This is a genomic window from Longispora fulva, assembly GCF_015751905.1.
Lineage (GTDB): Bacteria > Actinomycetota > Actinomycetes > Mycobacteriales > Micromonosporaceae > Longispora > Longispora fulva.
In genome coordinates this window covers 3,178,885-3,196,577 of the sequence record NZ_JADOUF010000001.1, presented here as the reverse complement: position 1 = coordinate 3,196,577, position 17,693 = coordinate 3,178,885, and the positions used below count along the sequence as shown (strand labels likewise).

The window sequence follows — 17,693 nt, the reverse complement described above, 5'->3', positions numbered from 1 at the left end:
TTTCGAGAGAGAGGTACGCACGTGTCCGTTCACGATGTTGATGTCCTGATGATCGGCGCAGGTCCGTCGAACCTTGCGCTGGCCGTGGCCCTGGAGGAGTGCGGCTCGCCCGAAGTCGCCGCCAATTCGATGATCATTGAGCAGTACGAGGACGTGAAGTGGCAGCGGAACCTCCTGCTGTCCTGGACCCGCAGTCAGGTGTCCTACCTGAAGGACCTGGTGACCCTGCGCAACCCGCGCAGCCGGTTCTCGTTCCTGAACTTCCTGCACGAGCGCGGTGAACTCGACGAGTTCGTCAACCTCGGCACGTTCCACCCGTTCCGCTGGCAGCTGTCGACGTACCAGCAGTGGGTGGCCGACACGCTGGACAACGTCAAGGTGCGCTACGGCGTCCGCGCCGAGCGCGTCCTGTCCGTCCGTGCCGAGGACGGCACGATACTCGGCTTCGTGGTGTCGTTGTCCGGCGGCGACACGGTGCTCTGCCGCGACCTGGTCTTCGGCGCCGGCCGGGACGCGTTCGTGCCCGAGGTGTTCCGTGGCCTGCCGGCGGACCGTGTCGTGCACAGCACCGAGTACGGCGGCCGGGTCGCCGGCACCGTGGGCCTGGCTCGCCCGGGGCGGCCCCTGCGGCCCGTGGTCATCGGCGGCGCCCAGAGCGCTGCCGAGATGTTCATGGCGCTGCACGAGGACGCGCCCGGCTCGTCCCCGACGATGCTGCTGCGCTCGATCGCCCTGAAGAACTACCAGACGAGCAAGTTCGTCAACGAGGTGTTCTACCCCTCCTTCGTGGATGACTTCTTCGCGATGCCGGAGAAGGTTCGGGCGAAGGTGCTCGACGAGATGCACCTGACGAACTACGCCGGCCTCGCCGAGCCGTTCCTCGACGAGCTGTACACGATGATCTACCGGCAGAAGCTGCTCGGCCAGCCGGTCTCGACCATCCGTGGACTCACCGAGGTCGTCGGTGCCCGGGTCGAGCCCGTGCCCGGTGGCGAGGAGGTCGTGCTCGAGGTCCGCGACCACAGGAGCGACAGCGTCGACCAGGTGCGGTGCGACGTGGTGTTCCTGGGTACCGGCTACGACCCGCGGATGCCGACGATGGTGCGCCAGTTGGCCGACAGCATCGAGCTGCAGAACATCACGGTCAATCGGCACTACCGCGTCGATCTGGGGGCGGACGCGAAGGGCTCGCTGTACCTGCAGGGCGTCAACGAGGCCACCCACGGCATCTCCGACTCGCTGATCAGCGTGCTCGCGCAGCGCTCGGCTGATATCGCCGGCGACATCCTCGATCGCCGCGCCGCCGACCCGGGCGCAGGCCACGGTCACGGTGCGGGCGACCGGGTCCGGTGGGCCGGCCAGTTGTCGGCGAGGTCCGTCGCCCGACGCGGGGCGGGTACCCGATGAGCGCCCGGACGGTGATCCTGTCACCGGCGCCGACGGCGAACGGGGATCTGCACCTCGGGCATATCGCCGGCCCCTTCCTGGCAGCCGACGTGCACGCCCGTTACGCGCGGACGCAGGGCCGGGAGGTGTTGCTGGGTACCGGGTTCCAGGACACCTCGACGTTCGTGTCGACCACCGCGCACAGGCGCGGCGTCCAGCCGGCCGAACTGGTGGCCAGCTCGGCGGCGCAGATCGAGTCGACGTTGCGGGCCATGGGGATCGCCATCGACGGCTTCACCCGCGACGACGACCGGTTCACCCGGTGGGTCGTCGACTTCATCGGTCGGCTGTACGCGGCGGGACGGCTGCGGTTGGCAACCATGAAGTTCCCGTACTCCGAGCGGTCGGGCCGGTTTCTCGTCGACGGCTTCGCCTCCGGCGGCTGCCCGGAGTGCCTGGCCGAGGGGTGCGCGGGGTTGTGCGAGAGCTGCGGGCACCTGGTGGCGGCGGGCGAGCTGCTCGGAGTCCGGTCGACGCTGGATCCGGGCGACCCGGTGACGCTGCGGGAGGCCGACGTGCTCGTGTTTCCGGTCGAGCCCTACCGCGACCGGCTGCGCGCGCACTTCGACGCTCACGCGGACGGCATGCGACCACACATGGTCCAGGCGCTGGCGCGGATGCTGTCTCGACCGCTGTCGGACTTCCCGGTGACCTATCCGATCCCGTGGGGCATCCAGGTGCCGTTCGCCGAGGTCGCCGGCCAGGTCGTCAACCCCAATGCCGAGTCGATGGCGTGGAGCATGCACTGCTCGGCGCTGGCGGCGGAGAGCCGGGGCGTCACGGCGGCCGGCGAGGACGAGCTGTGGCTGGCCGGCGGCGGCTCGGAGATCGTGTACTTCCTCGGGTTCGACAACATCTACCCGTTCGCGATCGCCGGCCCGGCGATGCTGTTGGCCCTCGACGGCCGTTACGAGCTGCCGACCCGCTACCTCACCAACGAGTTCTACGAGCTCGACGACGAGAAGTTCTCGACCAGCCGGGGGCACGTGGTGGGGGGCCGGGAGCTCGCCGCCGAGGTGCCGCGCGACCTGATCCGGTTCTACCTTGCCGCGACGAGTCCGGAGCACCAGCGGACCAGCTTCACCCGGGCCGCGCTGGCCCGGGTCACGCGGTCGCGTCTGGTGGGGCCGTGGAACCGGGTCGCCGACCAGGCCAACCGCTGGGTCGGGCGCGGCCCGTTGCCGGTGTCGGCGCGGTCGCACCGCGCCGCGGCGCGCATGTCCGAGCGGTTCGCGGCGTGCTACGAGGTGACCGGTTTCAGCCTGAACCGCGCGGCGGAGACGATCACCGACCAGCTGGCCAGGCTCGACCGCTGGCCGGTGACCGACGCCGACGCCGGGGACTTCTGCTTCGAGGTCCGCTCGCTCCTGCGGGCCGCCGCGCCGGTCCTCATCGATCTGGCGGCGGAGGTCCCCGACGTGAACGCCGACGCCGCCTCCGTCACCCCGGTGCGGCTGCCGCGTCTGGTGGCGGCGGAGGCCGGGCGATGATCGACGGCGACCGACCGGGGGAGACAGGTCGGGACCCGCTGCGGGTCGTGGTGGTGGGCGCCGGCATCACCGGGCTGCTCGCCGCGGTCCGGTGCGTGCTGGCCGGGCACCGCGTCGTGCTGCTGGAGCGGGGTCCCATTCCCCATCCCGGTTCGACGTCGTTCGACCAGCACCGTGCCCTGCGGGTCCTCGCCGCCGGTGATCCGGTCGTCACGAGGCGGGCGGTCCCGCTGCACCGGCGCTGGTGTGAGCTGGACCAACTGCTCGGCGGGCACCTGTCGGGCACCCGTCTGTACCGTCGCATCGGGGTGTTGACGGCGCTGCCCTCTGACGAGGTGGCTTCGGCCAGAGCCACCGCCGAGGCCGCCGCCCTGCCGATCCGGATCGCTGACCCGGCCGACTATCCGCACATCGGGTTGCCGGCCGACGCCGCGGTCGTGCTCGAACCCCATGCCGGGGTCCTGCTGGCCGACCGCATCCTGCATGCGGCGGCCCGCTGGCTGCGGCGCCACCCGCTGGCGGACCTGCGGCCCGGCCAGGAGGTCGTCGGCGTGCGGACGGACAGTGGCCGGGTACTGCTCGCCGACGGCACGGCCGAGTCCGGTGACGTCGTGCTCGTCGCGGCCGGGCCCTGGTCGGCGGCCCTGACGGATCTGCCGGTGATCCTGCACTGCCAGACCATGGTGTATCTGCGACCGCCGGCCGAGTTGGTCCACTGGTGGGCGGCGCAGCCGATCGCTGGCGGAATCGGCGCCGACGGGCGGGCGTGGTTGCTGCCCTCGGTGGCCGGAACCCTGCTCAAGATCAGCACTGACGCGGCGCGGCGCGAGGTGACCACGTTGTCCGATCCCGCCGACGCCGCAGGCTGGGGCGCTGGAGTGCTCTCGGCCGGCATAGTGTCTGAAATAGATAGATATCAGATCGTCAAGGTGCGGCACTGCCACTATGCCACGGCCGTCGGCGGCGGCACCGGCTTCGTCCGGGTCGGGTCCGCCGCCTGGGCCCGTCCGGCCAGCGGCGGCGACGGGTTCCGCACCGCGCCCCAGGCCGTCAACGAGGTCGTCCGCGCACTTGCCGACCAGGCCGCCACCCATGAGCTCCCATTCGACACCACGGAGGACTTCCCTCATGACTGACAACGCCCCGGGCGCGCTGCTCGTCATCGGCAGCGGCCTCAAGCTCTATCGCGAGTACCTGGTCCGTGCCGTCGCCGAACGGGCCCGCGCGGCCGATCTGCGGCTGGTGCTGGTCAACAATCTCCGGCCGACCTGGCAGCACGAGTATTTCGACGACATCACCGTGGTCAACGTGTTCGACCACCGCCTGCTCGCCGAGACCGCCCGCGAGCTGGCCGGCCGCTACACCTTCACCGGGCTGCTGTGCTGGGACGAGCCGCTGGTCATGCCCGCGGCCGAGCTCGCCGCCGAGTTCGGCGTACCCGGCTTGAGCGTGCCGGGGGTGCACGGCTGCCGGGACAAGTACAGCTGCCGCACCCGGCTGACCGGGGCGGGCATGGCGCAGCCCGGGTTCGAGCTGGCCGCCGATCTCGATCAGGCCCGCACGGCCGCGGCTCGGATCGGCTACCCCGTGATCGTCAAACCGCGGGCGCTCGGCGCGAGCATGGGTGTCTCGCTCGCGTCGGACGAGCGGGAACTGGTGTCCGCGTTCCGGGTCGCGCACGAGGCCAGCCTGGTCGGCGACGAGCCCTACCGTGGTGGCGCGATCGTCGAAGGCTTCGCCGACGGCCCGGAGATCAGCGTCGACGGCGCCGTCCACCAGGGCGAGTACCTGCCGATGTTCCTCGCCCGGAAGACCACCGGCCTGCCACCGTACTTCGAGGAGTTGGGGCACGTGGTCGACTCCGCCGATCCGCTGCTGCGCGACGACGCGCTGCTGGACGCGCTGGGCACGGCGCACCGCGTCCTCGGCATCGAGAACGGCATCACCCACACCGAGGTCCGACTGACCACGCGCGGCCCGGTGATCATCGAGGTCAACGGCCGCCTCGGCGGCGACCTGATCCCGTTCCTCGGCCAGCTGGCCACCGGCGTCGAACCGGGCCGGGTGCTCTTCGACGTCGCCACCGGTCGTCGGCCCGATCTCACGCACTCCCGCGCCGGTGTCGTCGGCATCCGGTTCGGCTACCCCGACCACGACTGCCTCGTGCACTCGGTCACGGTGCCCGAGGAAGCGGCGGGGCTGGTGATCGCCTCCCGCATGGTCGACCCGGGCACCACACTGCGCCTGCCGCCCGGCGGCTACATCGCCCGGCACTCGTTCGTGGTCTGCTCGGCGCCGGATCCGCACACCTGTGCGCGGCGGCTGGACGACACGGCGGCACTGGTCGCGCTGGACGCCGAACCGGTCGACCCGCCAGCGGCCGGCACCCGCCTCACCATGCCCGCCGGACTGCTGGACGTGGACGCATGAGCATCGACTACGACGGCCGGCGGTTCCGGGCCCTGGGCGGCGGCGACGGCACCTGCGCGCGGTACAGCCAGCGCGGGGACCTGGTCTGGGCGGTGTTCGAGGGCGGGCACGTCCGGCGCGGCACGATCACCGGTACCTGCGACGAGGGCGGGGTGCTGCGGCTGGCGTACACGATGGTGCTGGAGACCGGCGAGGTGATCGCCGGGCACAGCGTCAACACGCCGCGGCGGGTCGGCGACACCCTGGTGCTGCGTGAGGTGTGGGAACGCTATGGCGAGCACGCGGCCACGGGCGTGTCCTACCTGGAGGAGATCCCCGCCACGGAACCTGCGGGAGGGGCACGGTGACCCGTTGGCAGATGCTCCGCGACCTCGTGGACGGCGAACTCCGGCTCCCCGGTGACTGCGGTTTCGACGAAGCCGGCTCGCCGGTGAACCGGAGGTTCGCCACCATCCGCCCGTCGGCTGTCCTCTCGGCCGCCTACGCGGGGGACGTCGCCAGGGCCGTCGAATGGGCCCGCGCGGAGTCGGTGCCGCTGGCTGTCCGCGGCGGGGGCCACAGCTACGCCGGCTACTCCGTGTCCACCGGGCTGGTACTGGACGTGCGCGACCTCGCGGGCATCCGGTTCGATCCGGACACCGGGCAGGTGACCGTGGGCGGCGGTACTCCGATGAAGGCCATCTACGCGGCGCTGCGGCCCCACGGCGTCACCCTCCCGCTGGGCAACTCCGACACCGTCGGCATCGGCGGCCTGACCCTTGGCGGCGGCGTCACCACGATCTCCCGCGCGCACGGCCTCACCTGCGACGCGCTGGTCTCGACCGACGTCGTCCTGGCCAACGGGACCAGGGTCACGGCCTCGGCGCGGGAACATCCGGACCTCTTCTGGGCTTGCAGGGGCGGAGGCGGGGGCAACTTCGGCGTGAACGTGAGCTTCACGTTCCAGACCCGACCCGCCCAGGCCGGGTCGACGTGCCTGGTGATGTGGTCGTGGCCGCACGCGGTCGAGGTACTCGCCGTGATGCAGGAGGTCATGCGGACGGCCCCGGACGCGTTCTCCGCCCGCATCGGCATCGCCCGGTCGGCCGGTGACGAGGGCGTCGTGTCCGTGGTCGGCTACCACCTCGGCCCGGCGGCGGAGCTGCGCGAGCTGATGGCGCCGGCCCAGGCCGTCGCCCGGCCCTACCGGGTCGACATCGAGGACCGGAACTTCTGGGACGCCGCGACATTGCTGCGCCACCGCGACGCCGATGGCGCCTTCGCGGCGCGGACCCGGTGCACGCCGTACGAGATCGACCACGCCGGGCTGGCCGCGCTCGTCCGGGGCGTCGACCGATGGCCCGGCGGTGGGGTCTCCGGCGGGGCAGGGGCCGCGCTGTTCGCGTGGGGCGGGGCGATCAGCCGGGTTCCTGCCGCGGACACGGCGTTTCCGCATCGCGACACCCGGTTCCTGCTCAGCATGGACACCTCCTGGACGCGGGCCGACTCGAGAGAGGTCGTCCGCTCCAACCTGGACTGGCTCCACGCCCTGTACGCGGCGTCGGGCGAGTTCGCGCCCGACGCGTCCTACGTCAACTTCGCCGATCCCGACCTCGAGGACTGGCGGCGGGCCTACTACGGGTCCAACGCCGACCGGCTCGCCGAGGTCAAACGCCGGTATGACCCCGACCGGTTCTTCACCTTTCCGCAAGCCGTGTGACCGTTGCGGCGGTCCGTTCAGAGGAGTTTCCGGAGTGCCCCCTGACCTGCGCGGCGTCATGCGTACCTTCGCTACCGGGGTGTGCGTCGCCAGCACCTACCGCGACACCCCCGACGGCCGCCGCCATGACGCGGTCACCGTCAACTCGTTGGGGTCGATCTCCCTCGACCCGCCGTTGGTGTGCCTGTCCTTCCGGCGGGACTCGGTGTTCCTCGACGATCTGCTGGTGAGCGGACACTGGGCGGTATCGATCCTGCCGGCCGGCGCGCGGGAGACCGCCCGCCGGCTGGCCGGACCACGCGCCGCGCGCGCCGCGCATGTCGCCGAACTCCCGGCGCGCCCCGGCGACCGGTCCGGCGCGCTCGTCCTCGCCGGGGCGAGTTGGCTGGAGTGCGGCCTGCGGGACCGGTTCGACCTCGGTGACCACACGCTGGTGATCGGGCACGTCCTGGCCGCCGGGCACGACGGCCGGTCGCCGGCTCTGGTGTTCGTGCACGGCCGCTATCACACGATCGCGGACCCCTATGCCGCGATCGTCGACGTGTCCGGGGCCGGACACTGGGGCGAGGCCCTTTGACCTCGGGTCGAGTGCTACGGCGCGCGTGAAGGCGAAGCCCGGTACGCCCAGGCGCAATCCTTCGATTGCAGACCACAAAGGACGGTGATGTTGGCGGGCCCCTGCCGATGGTAATCAAGGCGGACGTTTCCACACGGGGCATGAGATTCCGGCCCACGTGGAATAACTGTGCGGAAGGATTCATCATGGGCAGACCAGAAAAGCCTGTCAACAAGGCTGCGGGGCGAGTCGCTCAGTTCGCCGGCGAGCTGCGGCAGCTGCGCGCGCTGGGGGGCAATCCGACATACCGCGAGATGGCCCAATCCACGTATTTCTCGCCGTCCGTGCTCTCCAGCGCCGCGAGCGGCAACCGGATGCCGTCACTGTCGGTGACGCTCGCCTTCGTCGCCGCCTGCGGTGGCGACGAGGAGGTCTGGCGGCAACGCTGGCTCGCCGCCACCGGCGGAGACGTGCGGTTCACCGCGCGGGGGCGGCCTTCCGGTCGACGGGCCGATGGGCTGCCGTATCCGATGCAACTACCGCAACGGCCGCGTGGGTTCATCGGGCGGGCGGCGGAGCTGGCGTGGTTGCGGGACTCAGGCGACACCCCGATCGTCATCAGCGGTGCGGCGGGTGTCGGCAAGACTGGCCTGGCCCTGCACCACGCCTATACCCGGGCGGCGGAGATGACCGATGGGCAACTCTATGCCGACCTCGGCACGCACCACGCCGGGGGCGCGCCCAGCCCCTACGACATCCTCGACGGGTTCCTGCGCGCACTCGGTATCCCGGCCGACCAGCTGTCGGTCACCCTCGACCACCGCGTGGGCCTGTACCGCACACTGTTGGCCGAACGCCGTCTGTTGGTGCTGCTGGACAACGTCTGGGATGAAGGGCAGGCGCGACCGTTGCTGGTGGACTCAGACACCAGTACCACAATCCTGGTGAGCCGCAAGCGGTTGCTGGGCCTGCGCGACGTCCGCCGGCTGCAACTCACGAAGCTGTCGCGCGCCGACTCAATCGCCATGATCATCACGGCGTTGCCGCCCGGAGTCATGGCCGCGCCCGATGACCTCGACTGGCTCGCCGAGTTCTGCGGTGACCTGCCCCTCGCCCTGGACATCGCGCTGCGCAGGATCGCCCTGCGCCCGCACGCGGTCCTCAGGCAGATCCTCGACGGCTGGCACCAGAACAACAAGAGCGTCCTGAGCTGGCTGTGCATCGGCGACCTGTCGTTGCGGGAGTCTCTCCGGTCGGCCTACCTGACGCTGAGCCGGCCGGCGCAGATACTGCTGCACTGGTTGGCGCGGACCGCCGCCGACGATGTGAGCCCGCTGCCGTCCGAGGAGGACGAGTTGGTCGACGAACTCATCGACGCCGGCATGCTCACCCACGCGCATCATGGCCCGGCTGGACTCGGCCTCTCGCGGCTCGTGCGGGCGTTCGCCCTCGACATCGCTGGTTTCGTGACGGGTGACCTGCCAGCCGCCGCCGGTGCGCGGCCCGCCGACTGTCGGCCCTAGGCTTCGCGGGATCTGAGGCGACACGTGCCGTGGATGTGCGTGTGCGGTGCCTGTCCTACGCGGCAGACCGGTGCGGTGACAACGTCAGGTTGCCGGGTGGCGCAGGCACTCCGTCTGGGCGTTGACGGCTCGGCGACCGTCCTCGGCGATCGCTTCGGCAGGCCCGCCAGTGCCGGCCTGCGGAGCGTGACGGCGAGTTTGATGGGACTTGGCATTGAAATGTGTCGATCAAACCTGGCGTGAAATCTACTGAGTGGAACACCAGTGCGCTGTCGGCGGGAGTCATCCGCCGGATAGTCGCTGTCCAGAGCGCGGCGCCGAGCGGTGCAGGGAAGGACAAGATCATGTCAGGTGACAGCGGCCCGCCGCGCGACGGGCTCGGATCGGCCCATTCGAATATCGGACGGCAAGGAGTGTCGCGTCGCCACATCGCCGCGGCCGTTGCGGCGACCGGCTTGCTCGGCACCGGGATCTGGCTGTCGACCCTGGTGCGCCCCAGCCCCGCACTGCGCGACATCGCCCTGTTCGCCCACCTTGGCTTCCTCGTCCTGGGCTTCGGGGCGGTCCTGGTCGCGGACTACTTCTTCGCCCTGTGGGCCCTGGGCCGCACGACCCTCGCCGAGGCCTTCGCCAACACCTCACGGCTGCACGTGCTCGTCTGGTCCGGCCTGGTCGGCCTGGTCGTCAGCGGCACGCTGCTCGGGCCGGACCTCACGTCGGGGCTCACGATCCTGAAGCTCGCGTTCGTCGCCGTGCTCACCCTCAACGGGGCGCAGGCGATGGCGCTGGACGGGCACATGAGGACCCTCGAAGGGACTCCACCGACGCGGCTGCTCCTCTGGGGCGGGTTGACCGCGGCGATTTCGCAGATCTCCTGGTGGGGCGCGGTCTTCATCGGGTACCTGAATGTGAACCGCTGAAGTCGCCAGGCACGTCCGGAGCCGGTCATCCGCCGACGGTGACGAAGGTCTCGATGTCGCGCGATTCCGGGACTCTCCCCAGTTCTCATAACTCCCGGGTTATCGGTCGCGACCCGATCCGGTGTTGATCTTCCGCCCGGCCTCGCCGATGCTGGACGGGCAAGATCACGAACAGGAGATGACCCGTATGCGCACCCTCACCTACTACGTCGGCTCGACCATCGACGGGTACATCGCCGGACCCGACGGGGGATTCGACTTCCTGCCCTTCGAGGGTGACCTCATCGCGGCGATGATGGCGGAGTACCCGGAGACGGTCCCGACCCAGTTCCGTGGCCTCGTGGGCCTGGCCGACGCCCCCAACGCGAGGTTCGACACGATCCTGATGGGTCGCGCCAGCTACGAGCCGGCCCTGTCGATGGGCGTCACCAGCCCGTACTCGCATCTGCGGCAGTACGTGTTCTCCCGCACCCTGACCTCGCCCGACCCCGAGGTGGAGATCGTCTCCGGCGACCCGGTGGCCTTCGTCCGCGACCTCAAGGCCCGCGACGGCCTGGGCATCTACCTGTGCGGCGGCGGGAACCTGGCCGCCCAGCTGGCCGGGGAGATCGACGAGCTGGTCATCAAGCGGTACCCGATCGTCATCGGCTCCGGCGTCCCGATGTTCAGCGGCCCGTTCGACCTGAACCACTTCGAACTGACCGACAACCGGTCGTTCAGCACCGGCACCGTGGCGACCTACAGCAGGAAGCAGGCATGACCGGCGCCCCCTTCGGGGACCTGGTCCTCGCCTGGTACGTGCTGGTGGCCGCGGTGGCGGCGATCGACCTTGCCGGAACGCCGAGGACGACGACCTCCGGCCAGGACCAGGCGTGAACATCACCGCCTCCGCGGTCTCCGTCACGGTGGACGACCCGGCCGCCTCGAGCCTGTTCTTCACCACCCACCTGGGTTTCCGGGAGGTGCTGGTCACCGAGGAGTTCATCGCCCTGCAGCGGGATGACGCGGCCGCCGATGTCGTGCTGCAGCGGTGTGGCGACGCCGAGCCGCGTCACCAGCAGGCGGGCTTCCTCCTCGCCTTCACCGTCACCGGCGTCGCCGCCGAACACGAGCGGCTGCGCGCCGAGGGCGCCACCATCACGATGCCGCTGCGCCAGGAACCGTGGGGCGATGTGCTGTTCCAGCTCACGGACCCCAACGGCATCGTCGTCCAGCTCGTCGAATGGGCGCCGTGGGTCGCCTGAACACAGGCTGGCGCACGCGGGTCGCGGGCAGGCACAGCGCCTGCGACCTGGGATCTCACCATCAAGGGAAACGGAAGTACGACATGCGTGTGTTGTTGGCGGCCTACGATTCGCGCGGCGGCGTCGAACCGCTGGTGGGACTCGCGGTGCGGCTGGGGGAACTCGGCGCGCGGGTGCGGGTGTGCGCCCCGCCGGACGAGGAGTTCGCCCAGCGGCTGGCCGGGGTCGGCGTGACGATGGTACCGACCGGCCAGTCGGTGCGCGACCTGGTGACGGGGAAGACGCCGCCGGCTCCGGGCGGCCTGCCCCGACGCGCGGCCGACCTGGTGGCCGCGTTCTACGACAACGTCACCGCGGCGGCCGGCGACTGCGACGTGCTGGTGGCGACGGGCCTCGTGCCGGCCGTGGCCGGCGTGCGGGCGGCGGCCGAGAAGCTGGGCATCCCGTACGTGTACGCCAGCTACCAGCCGGTCAGCCTGCCGTCGCCGCACCACCCGCCGATGCCGCGACCGGGCCGCCCGCTGCCGCCGGACGTGACCGACAACCAGGTGCTGTGGGACCGCGACGCCCGGGACGCGCAGGAGGTGTTCGGCGAGGCGATCAACACCCACCGGGCACAGGTCGGCCTGCCGCCGGTGGACAACGTCCGCGACCACGTCTTCACCGACCGGCCGTGGCTGGCCGCGGACCCGGTCCTGGCCCCGTGGCTGCGGCCGGCGGACCTCGACGTGGTGCAGACCGGCGCGTGGGTGCTGCCGGACGAGCGCCCCCTGCCGGCGGAGTTGGTCGCGTTCCTGGACGCCGGAACAGCACCGGTGTACGTCGGCTTCGGCAGCATTCCCATGCCGAACCCCCAGGAGGTCGCCCGCGTGGTCGTCGAGGCGATCCGGGCGCACGGCAGGCGCGTGCTCCTCTCGCGCGGTTGGGCCGACCTGGCCCTGACCGACGGAGGGGACGACTGCTTCGTCGTCGGCGAGGTCAACCACCAGGCGCTGTTCCGGCACGTGGCCGCCGTCGTGCACCACGGTGGCGCGGGCACCACGACGACGGCGACGTGGGCCGGTGCGCCCCAGGTGGTTGTGCCCCAGGGGGCCGACCAGCCGTACTTCGCCGGCCGGGTGGCCGACCTGGGCGTCGGCGCGGCACACGACGGTCCGACCCCGACGGTCGAGTCCCTGTCGGCCGCGCTCGACGTGGCACTGACGTCGGAGACGCGCGCGCGGGCGACCGCGGTGGCCGCGGAGTTCCGCACCGACGGGGCGATGGTGGCGGCGAGACTGCTGCTCGACGCCGTCCGTCAGGGAAGTCCGTCCGTGGTCGCCTGACGCGGGCGACGTGAGGCTGCGGCGCCCGGCACGAGGCTTACGCCGGGCGCGGCAGCGGTCCGCCACGCCCGGCACCTGGCGTCAGGAGTGTCGCCACAGGTGCCCGCCCCCGTCGGTGGTCAGCCAGGACCCGTCCCCGAGCGGCCGGAGGTCGTACTCGTCGAGTGAGGGCGTCTCCAGTGGGCCGAGCACCAGCCCGGTGCCGGCGGCCACCCGGTGGTGGCGGTACCCGTCCGCGTGGCTGATCGTGACCACGACGGTGTCGGTGTCCAGGTAGCCGCCGTTCCATTCGACGTAGGCGTCCTCCAGGTCAGGCCCGAAGGCGGCCGCGTCGCATCGCCATTGGACCTCGCCGTCCGGGTAGGAGTGCAGTGCGACGTCCTCCTGGGCGTGGTCGACGGTCAGGAAGGAGCGACCGTCGGGTGCCAGGTCGATCAGCACCCGGTCCGCCCAGGGGTAGGGGAGCAGTTCGACGGCGGATCCGGTCAGGCGACCGCGGAAGATGACGGTGCCGTCCTGGCCTTCGCCGACGTCGAGCAGCATGTCCGTCCCGCCGGGGTGCGCATGGTGCTCGCCGCCGTGCCCGGCCGTCCCGAGGACGAACCGGCCACGGGGTGTCCCGGAGGCGGCGTCGAGGGCCAGCCACACGTCCTCGGCCGGGTGCGGGCGGCAGACCCACACCACGGTGCCGTCGGCGGTGAACGCGCAGCTCGTCCGGATGCTGTAGCTGTTGTCCGGGGTGGGCTCCACCGGGTGTCGCCAGACGGTCCGGCCGTCGCTCGCGAGGCACACGACGGCGTCCGCGGTCGAGTACACCGCGCGGGTGAGGTCGGGGGAGGCCGCGCAGCCCTCCGGGTGGTCACCCGACGGGACCGGGAAGGTGGCTGCCGGCTCGGAGAGGTGGGTCCCGGGCAAGGGAGGGGCGGTGAGGTCGTGGACGTGCACGAGGTCGGCCCGAAGTCGGGCAAGGAGGCGCGGGGTCATGGTTCCGGAGGTTACAGAGCGGCTTCAAGATCGAGTACCGTTGCGGCTCCGTGACGACGACGTGAGGGGACGACGGATGAAGTGGACCATCCCCGCGCTGGCCGTGCTGGTCGGCTGCCTGTTGGTGTTCCACGCCGCCGTCCCCAACACGCCCGGCCACCTGGGCAGCCTGCTGGAGACCTACCTCCCGTGGCTGGGCTTGGCCGTCCCGATCCTCCTGGCCTTCGCGCTGCCGCGCCGCGCGACGGCCGCGCTCGTCGCCCTCGCGCTGCCCGTCGCCGCCTGGCTCGCCCTCTTCGGCGGTTCCCTGCTTCCCGACCACCCGCCGGCCCCCGACCTCACCGTGGTGCAGCACAACGTCAACGACGAGAACCCCGATCCGACGGGTACCGCCAGAGCCCTCCTCGCCGCCCATGCCGACCTCGTCGCGCTCGAGGAGGTGACGCTGCCGGCCTACGACGCGGCCCTGGCGCCGGCCTACCCCCACCACGCCGTGATCGGCACCGTCGGGCTCTGGTCGAGATTCCCCCTCACCGACGTGCGCCCCGTCGACATCCGGCCCCACGACATCGGCGAGGGCTGGAGCCGTGGACTGCGGGCGACGGCCACGACCCCGGAGGGCGACATCGCCGTGTACGTGGCCCACCTGCCCTCGGTCCGCCTCGGCCCGGACGGGCTGCGCACGACGCGCAGGGACGAGAGCGCCGCTCTGCTGGCCGCGGCGCTCGCGGCAGAGCCGATCGACCGGGTGATCCTGCTGGGGGACCTCAACAGCACGGTGGACGACCGGGGCCTGGCTCCGGTCCGGGCCGGGATGAGCGTGCCGGGGACGAGGTTCGCGTTCAGTTGGCCGGCGGCATTTCCCGTGGCGCGGATCGACCAGGTCATGGCCCGGTCGGCGACCGTGACGGAGCTGTGGGCGTTGCCGGCGACCACGAGCGACCATGTGCCGATCGCCGCGCACGTCAGACTGGTGACCGGCGGCCGGTGAACCGGTGGGCGTGGCCTGTTCAGGCGGGCGGCCAGTTTCTGAGGACCGTGTCCAGCGCGTCGAGGGCCCGCGACCACGAGACAGCCGCCTCCCTCGGTGGGCGGAACGCCCCCGCCGCCTCCAGGCTCACGTACCCGTGGAATGTGCTGTGCAGCAGCCGCACCGCGTCGGTCTGGTCCGGTTCCGACAACGCGTAGCCGCGCAGGATCGCCCGCGTCATCTCCGCGTGCCGCCCCGCCGCACTCGCCGCCGCCGTCTCCGGGTCGAGCGGGAATTGCGTCGCGGCGTACTTCCCGGGATGTTCTCTCGCGTAGTCCCGGTAGGCGTTCGCGAAGGCGACGAGCGCGTCCTTGCCGGCGCGCCCGGCGAGCGCGGCGGCGACCCGGTCGGCGAGTTCGGCCAGGGCCAGCACCGCCACTCTGGACCGCAGGTCGTGGGCGTTTCTGATGTGGGAGTACAGGCTCGCGTCCTTGACGCCGAATCCGCGCGCGAGCGCCGAGACGGTCACGTTGTCGAAACCGACCTCGTCGGCCAGGTCCGCCGCCGCGAGGGTCAGGCGTTCCGTGGTCAGCCCCGCACGTGCCATGGTCACCGTCATCACCTAGAGCCATTAATCATTTGCCTAATACTCCTAGGAAGATTAGCTTACCCGACTATGAGACCGGTAACCGAGCGCGACATTCGCGCGTCATTCGTCAACTGCACCAAGGGCGAGGCGAAGCGACTGGCCGTGCCCAGGGATCTGGACGCCCGGCCGTGGGACGACCTGGACTTCCTCGGCTGGCGGGACCCGGCGTCGCTGGAGCGGGCCTACCTGGTCGCCGAGGTCGGCGACGGCCTCGTCGGCGTGGCCCTGCGGCGGGCCGCGCCGCGGACCGGGCAGGCCAGCCTGTGCTCGCTGTGCCTGACCACCCACCCCGGCGACGGCGTCTCGCTGATGACCGCGCGCAAGGCGGGGGCGGAAGGGCGACTGGGCAACTCCGTGGGCACCTACATCTGCACCGACCTGGCTTGCTCGCTCTACGTGCGCGGGAAGAAGGAGACCCGGCCCGGCGGCGGGCGCATCCACGAGTCGCTCACGGTGGAGGAGAAGGCCGCGAGGACCACGGCCAAGGTGACCGCGTTCCTGGACAGGATCGTCGCCGGGTGAGCCGTGCGACGGGTGCGCCGCGCCGACGCGGTCAGACCTGCCCAGCTGCGAGGACCACTTGGCCGCGCCGGCCGACCGGGTGATGTCGGGCCCGGCCGGTTCGGGGCCGGGCCGTCCGCCGCCCATCCGGGCAGGAGCTGACCTCGCCGACCACCCGGCCCGATCACCGCAGCCGGTTTTGCAGGGCCGTTGCAGCCCCGTTCGAGTCCCCGCTGTCAGGGTGGGACCGCGACCCAGCGTCGCACCCCCCTACAGGAGGTACACATGCGTTTACGAGCGACCCTTGCCCTGCTCACCGCCGTCACCGGCATGCTCGTCGGCGGGGTGGCGCAGGCCGCGCCGGCCCAGGCCTCGTCGGGCGAGTACTTCGAGATCGTCAACGACGCGACCAACAAGTGCGCCGACGTGGCCGACAAATCCAGGTCCAGTGGTGCGATCGTGCACCAGTGGGGCTGTGAGAACGACGACAACCAGCTGTGGGCCTCGGTCCAGTTGAACAACGGCTTCATGATCCTCGTGAACCAGAGAAGCGGGTTGTGCATGAACGTGCGGTGGGACGACGTCATCGACCAGCAGCCCTGTGACGGCGGCAATCCCCGCCGGTGGTGGCGGTGGGACCTGGCCGACTGGAACGGTCACTACAACCTCGTCAACGGCGGCCTGACCAACGCCTGCCTGGCCCTCGTCCCGTTCTCCTACCGCAACGGGGCCACGATCAAGGTGGATGACTGCCGCGCCGAGTCGGCCCAGCTCTGGCACCAGGCGTAACCGGCGGCTCCCGGTCCCGGGCGGTGGTCGGCAGCCCGGGGCCGGGCCTGCTACGCGGGCCCGTTGAGGACTGTGGCGAGGTTGCGGTCGAGCTGGTGGGGACAGGCCCAGTAGAGCGCGTCGCTGCCGGGTACGAGCCTGAGGGGATGTCTGTTGTGACGCGGGCACGGGGGATACGGTTCTCCCCACCACTCGGTTGCCGCGTGGTCGACGATCTCCCCGGCCAGCCGTGCCGCCAGTTCCCATGGTGACGTCCGGGGGTCCACCTGGATCGCGATCACCGCACTGTCGCATTCGAACGTGACGCCGATCGGCGCGGGACCGGTGTCGACGGGTGCGCCCATGATGGCGATCGTCTGCTCGGACGGTTCTGGCCAGTGGTCCGCGGATACGCCGGTGACGATGACCGTTCGTGCGGACATCTCCGTGAGGGTGTCGGCGACGCGCCCCGCGACGGTGACGAATTCGTCGACGTTCAACGGTGGCGCGGTCCAGTCCTCTTCGCGCGGCATGCTCGGCATCTCAATACCCCATCAAGCGAATCCAGTCTGCCCCGTTTGGGGTGATACTCCTCTCCGCGTCCGGGGCAAAGTTGATCATGAACACTCAACATACTCCATGAATGCACTGGCTAACGGGGCAGGTGCGTAAATATTGGAGCAACAAGATGACTGTGCGTAATTTCGGGCGCTGGTTCAGCGTGTCCATCGTGGTCGCCACCGCACTGACCGGCCTCGCCGCGCCGGCCTCGGCGTCGGGTGTCGTGACGCCGCAGGCCAACCCGGCCGGCGACTACTGCGGTCCCTCCTGTGACGGAGTGGACCCGACCACCCCGATCTGGCTCGAGGGCCAGAACGCCGCGGCGTGCGCGGCTGACGCGCGCACCGTCTACACGGCGAACGCCGGCCAGGGGTACATCGTGGAGCTGCGCTACAGCAAGAACTGCGAGACGGTGTGGGCGCGCAGCTCGGTCCCCTACTACGGTCGGATCGAGCGGTCGGACGGCGCGACATACCAGGTCGGCAGCGCGAACTACAGCCTCATGTTCGACGACCACAGGAAGCTGGCCAAGGCCTGCATCGGTGTGCCCGCCAGCGGCGGGACCGTCTGCACCCCCCTCTACTAGATCCAGAACGGACGTCACCGGTCGGCCCCGCAGGGGCCGAC

At 71.0% G+C, this 17,693-nt stretch carries 19 protein-coding genes; 16 read left to right on the top strand and 3 right to left on the bottom strand.

Annotated features, from left to right (window positions below; genetic code table 11):
• Nucleotides 1-48: 48 nt before the first annotated feature.
• The 12 genes from IW245_RS14055 (at nucleotide 49) to IW245_RS14000 (ending at nucleotide 12,633) form a co-directional block, all read left to right on the top strand.
• The gene (locus IW245_RS14055) at nucleotides 49-1,407 is read left to right on the top strand and encodes a SidA/IucD/PvdA family monooxygenase (RefSeq protein WP_231398798.1); all 1,359 of its coding nucleotides are present in this window, start codon (nucleotides 49-51) and stop codon (nucleotides 1,405-1,407) included.
• Entirely contained in the window at nucleotides 1,404-2,936 is a 1,533-nt protein-coding gene (locus IW245_RS14050) for a class I tRNA ligase family protein (RefSeq protein ID WP_197003621.1), read from the top strand. Before IW245_RS14055 ends, IW245_RS14050 begins: the two co-directional genes overlap by 4 nt.
• Complete coding sequence (locus IW245_RS14045; RefSeq protein WP_197003620.1) at nucleotides 2,933-4,072, top strand: NAD(P)/FAD-dependent oxidoreductase; 1,140 nt, start codon at nucleotides 2,933-2,935, stop codon at nucleotides 4,070-4,072. The genes IW245_RS14050 and IW245_RS14045 overlap by 4 nt, the downstream gene beginning before the upstream one ends.
• The gene (locus IW245_RS14040; RefSeq protein ID WP_197003619.1) at nucleotides 4,065-5,366 is read left to right on the top strand and encodes an ATP-grasp domain-containing protein; all 1,302 of its coding nucleotides are present in this window, start codon (nucleotides 4,065-4,067) and stop codon (nucleotides 5,364-5,366) included. Before IW245_RS14045 ends, IW245_RS14040 begins: the two co-directional genes overlap by 8 nt.
• A complete protein-coding gene (locus tag IW245_RS14035; protein WP_197003618.1) occupies nucleotides 5,363-5,713 on the top strand; it encodes an avidin-fold protein in 351 nt (116 codons plus the stop codon). Before IW245_RS14040 ends, IW245_RS14035 begins: the two co-directional genes overlap by 4 nt.
• Nucleotides 5,710-7,065 (top strand): FAD-binding oxidoreductase, encoded by a 1,356-nt coding sequence (locus IW245_RS14030; RefSeq protein WP_197003617.1) that lies wholly within the window; start codon nucleotides 5,710-5,712, stop codon nucleotides 7,063-7,065. The genes IW245_RS14035 and IW245_RS14030 overlap by 4 nt, the downstream gene beginning before the upstream one ends.
• Before the next feature lie 58 nt (nucleotides 7,066-7,123).
• The gene (locus tag IW245_RS14025) at nucleotides 7,124-7,642 is read left to right on the top strand and encodes a flavin reductase family protein (protein WP_197003616.1); all 519 of its coding nucleotides are present in this window, start codon (nucleotides 7,124-7,126) and stop codon (nucleotides 7,640-7,642) included.
• 65 nt (nucleotides 7,643-7,707) lie between these two features.
• On the top strand, nucleotides 7,708-9,144 hold the full coding sequence (locus tag IW245_RS14020) for an NB-ARC domain-containing protein (protein ID WP_197003615.1): 1,437 nt from the start codon (nucleotides 7,708-7,710) through the stop codon (nucleotides 9,142-9,144).
• A gap of 413 nt (nucleotides 9,145-9,557) precedes the next feature.
• Nucleotides 9,558-10,064 carry a hypothetical protein gene (locus IW245_RS14015; RefSeq protein ID WP_197003614.1) on the top strand — a complete coding sequence of 169 codons (507 nt, stop codon included), beginning with the start codon at nucleotides 9,558-9,560 and terminating at the stop codon, nucleotides 10,062-10,064.
• A gap of 187 nt (nucleotides 10,065-10,251) precedes the next feature.
• The gene (locus IW245_RS14010; protein ID WP_197003613.1) at nucleotides 10,252-10,824 is read left to right on the top strand and encodes a dihydrofolate reductase family protein; all 573 of its coding nucleotides are present in this window, start codon (nucleotides 10,252-10,254) and stop codon (nucleotides 10,822-10,824) included.
• Nucleotides 10,825-10,936: 112 nt separating this feature from the next.
• Entirely contained in the window at nucleotides 10,937-11,308 is a 372-nt protein-coding gene (locus IW245_RS14005) for a VOC family protein (protein WP_197003612.1), read from the top strand.
• An 83-nt stretch (nucleotides 11,309-11,391) separates the two neighbouring features.
• Entirely contained in the window at nucleotides 11,392-12,633 is a 1,242-nt protein-coding gene (locus tag IW245_RS14000) for a glycosyltransferase (RefSeq protein ID WP_197003611.1), read from the top strand.
• A gap of 81 nt (nucleotides 12,634-12,714) precedes the next feature.
• Here IW245_RS14000 and IW245_RS13995 read toward each other — a convergent pair whose 3' ends face one another.
• Nucleotides 12,715-13,617 carry a hypothetical protein gene (locus tag IW245_RS13995; protein ID WP_197003610.1) on the bottom strand — a complete coding sequence of 301 codons (903 nt, stop codon included), beginning with the start codon at nucleotides 13,615-13,617 and terminating at the stop codon, nucleotides 12,715-12,717.
• Between the two features lie 76 nt (nucleotides 13,618-13,693).
• On the opposite strand from IW245_RS13995, the gene IW245_RS13990 reads away from it, so the two are divergent.
• A complete protein-coding gene (locus IW245_RS13990) occupies nucleotides 13,694-14,608 on the top strand; it encodes an endonuclease/exonuclease/phosphatase family protein (protein ID WP_197003609.1) in 915 nt (304 codons plus the stop codon).
• 19 nt (nucleotides 14,609-14,627) lie between these two features.
• On the opposite strand, the gene IW245_RS13985 is transcribed toward IW245_RS13990, so the two are convergent.
• Nucleotides 14,628-15,194, bottom strand: coding sequence for a TetR/AcrR family transcriptional regulator (locus IW245_RS13985; RefSeq protein ID WP_197008494.1), 567 nt, complete (start codon nucleotides 15,192-15,194; stop codon nucleotides 14,628-14,630).
• Between the two features lie 69 nt (nucleotides 15,195-15,263).
• Here IW245_RS13985 and IW245_RS13980 point away from each other — a divergent pair, with 69 nt between their 5' ends.
• Both IW245_RS13980 and IW245_RS13975 read left to right on the top strand, forming a co-directional pair.
• On the top strand, nucleotides 15,264-15,758 hold the full coding sequence (locus IW245_RS13980; RefSeq protein WP_197003608.1) for an FBP domain-containing protein: 495 nt from the start codon (nucleotides 15,264-15,266) through the stop codon (nucleotides 15,756-15,758).
• Nucleotides 15,759-16,022: 264 nt separating this feature from the next.
• Nucleotides 16,023-16,526, top strand: a complete 504-nt coding sequence (locus IW245_RS13975; RefSeq protein WP_197003607.1) for an RICIN domain-containing protein — start codon at nucleotides 16,023-16,025, stop codon at nucleotides 16,524-16,526.
• A 50-nt stretch (nucleotides 16,527-16,576) separates the two neighbouring features.
• Here the strand turns inward: IW245_RS13975 and IW245_RS13970 are convergent, their stop codons facing one another.
• Entirely contained in the window at nucleotides 16,577-17,038 is a 462-nt protein-coding gene (locus tag IW245_RS13970) for a hypothetical protein (protein WP_197003606.1), read from the bottom strand.
• A 155-nt stretch (nucleotides 17,039-17,193) separates the two neighbouring features.
• On the opposite strand from IW245_RS13970, the gene IW245_RS13965 reads away from it, so the two are divergent.
• Nucleotides 17,194-17,652 carry a DUF2690 domain-containing protein gene (locus tag IW245_RS13965; protein WP_197003605.1) on the top strand — a complete coding sequence of 153 codons (459 nt, stop codon included), beginning with the start codon at nucleotides 17,194-17,196 and terminating at the stop codon, nucleotides 17,650-17,652.
• Nucleotides 17,653-17,693 lie beyond the last annotated feature (41 nt).

Bases quoted from the DNA above. Each gene is read 5' to 3' on its own strand.
- IW245_RS14055 (WP_231398798.1), top strand. From the start codon at position 49: ATGATCGGCGCAGGTCCGTCGAACCTTGCGCTGGCCGTGGCCCTGGAG.
- IW245_RS14050 (WP_197003621.1), top strand. From the start codon at position 1,404: ATGAGCGCCCGGACGGTGATCCTGTCACCGGCGCCGACGGCGAACGGG.
- IW245_RS14045 (WP_197003620.1), top strand. From the start codon at position 2,933: ATGATCGACGGCGACCGACCGGGGGAGACAGGTCGGGACCCGCTGCGG.
- IW245_RS14040 (WP_197003619.1), top strand. From the start codon at position 4,065: ATGACTGACAACGCCCCGGGCGCGCTGCTCGTCATCGGCAGCGGCCTC.
- IW245_RS14035 (WP_197003618.1), top strand. From the start codon at position 5,363: ATGAGCATCGACTACGACGGCCGGCGGTTCCGGGCCCTGGGCGGCGGC.
- IW245_RS14025 (WP_197003616.1), top strand. From the start codon at position 7,124: ATGCGTACCTTCGCTACCGGGGTGTGCGTCGCCAGCACCTACCGCGAC.
- IW245_RS14010 (WP_197003613.1), top strand. From the start codon at position 10,252: ATGCGCACCCTCACCTACTACGTCGGCTCGACCATCGACGGGTACATC.
- IW245_RS14000 (WP_197003611.1), top strand. From the start codon at position 11,392: ATGCGTGTGTTGTTGGCGGCCTACGATTCGCGCGGCGGCGTCGAACCG.
- IW245_RS13995 (WP_197003610.1), bottom strand. From the start codon at position 13,617: ATGACCCCGCGCCTCCTTGCCCGACTTCGGGCCGACCTCGTGCACGTC.
- IW245_RS13990 (WP_197003609.1), top strand. From the start codon at position 13,694: ATGAAGTGGACCATCCCCGCGCTGGCCGTGCTGGTCGGCTGCCTGTTG.
- IW245_RS13985 (WP_197008494.1), bottom strand. From the start codon at position 15,194: ATGGCACGTGCGGGGCTGACCACGGAACGCCTGACCCTCGCGGCGGCG.
- IW245_RS13980 (WP_197003608.1), top strand. From the start codon at position 15,264: ATGAGACCGGTAACCGAGCGCGACATTCGCGCGTCATTCGTCAACTGC.
- IW245_RS13975 (WP_197003607.1), top strand. From the start codon at position 16,023: ATGCGTTTACGAGCGACCCTTGCCCTGCTCACCGCCGTCACCGGCATG.
- IW245_RS13970 (WP_197003606.1), bottom strand. From the start codon at position 17,038: ATGCCGCGCGAAGAGGACTGGACCGCGCCACCGTTGAACGTCGACGAA.
- IW245_RS13965 (WP_197003605.1), top strand. From the start codon at position 17,194: ATGACTGTGCGTAATTTCGGGCGCTGGTTCAGCGTGTCCATCGTGGTC.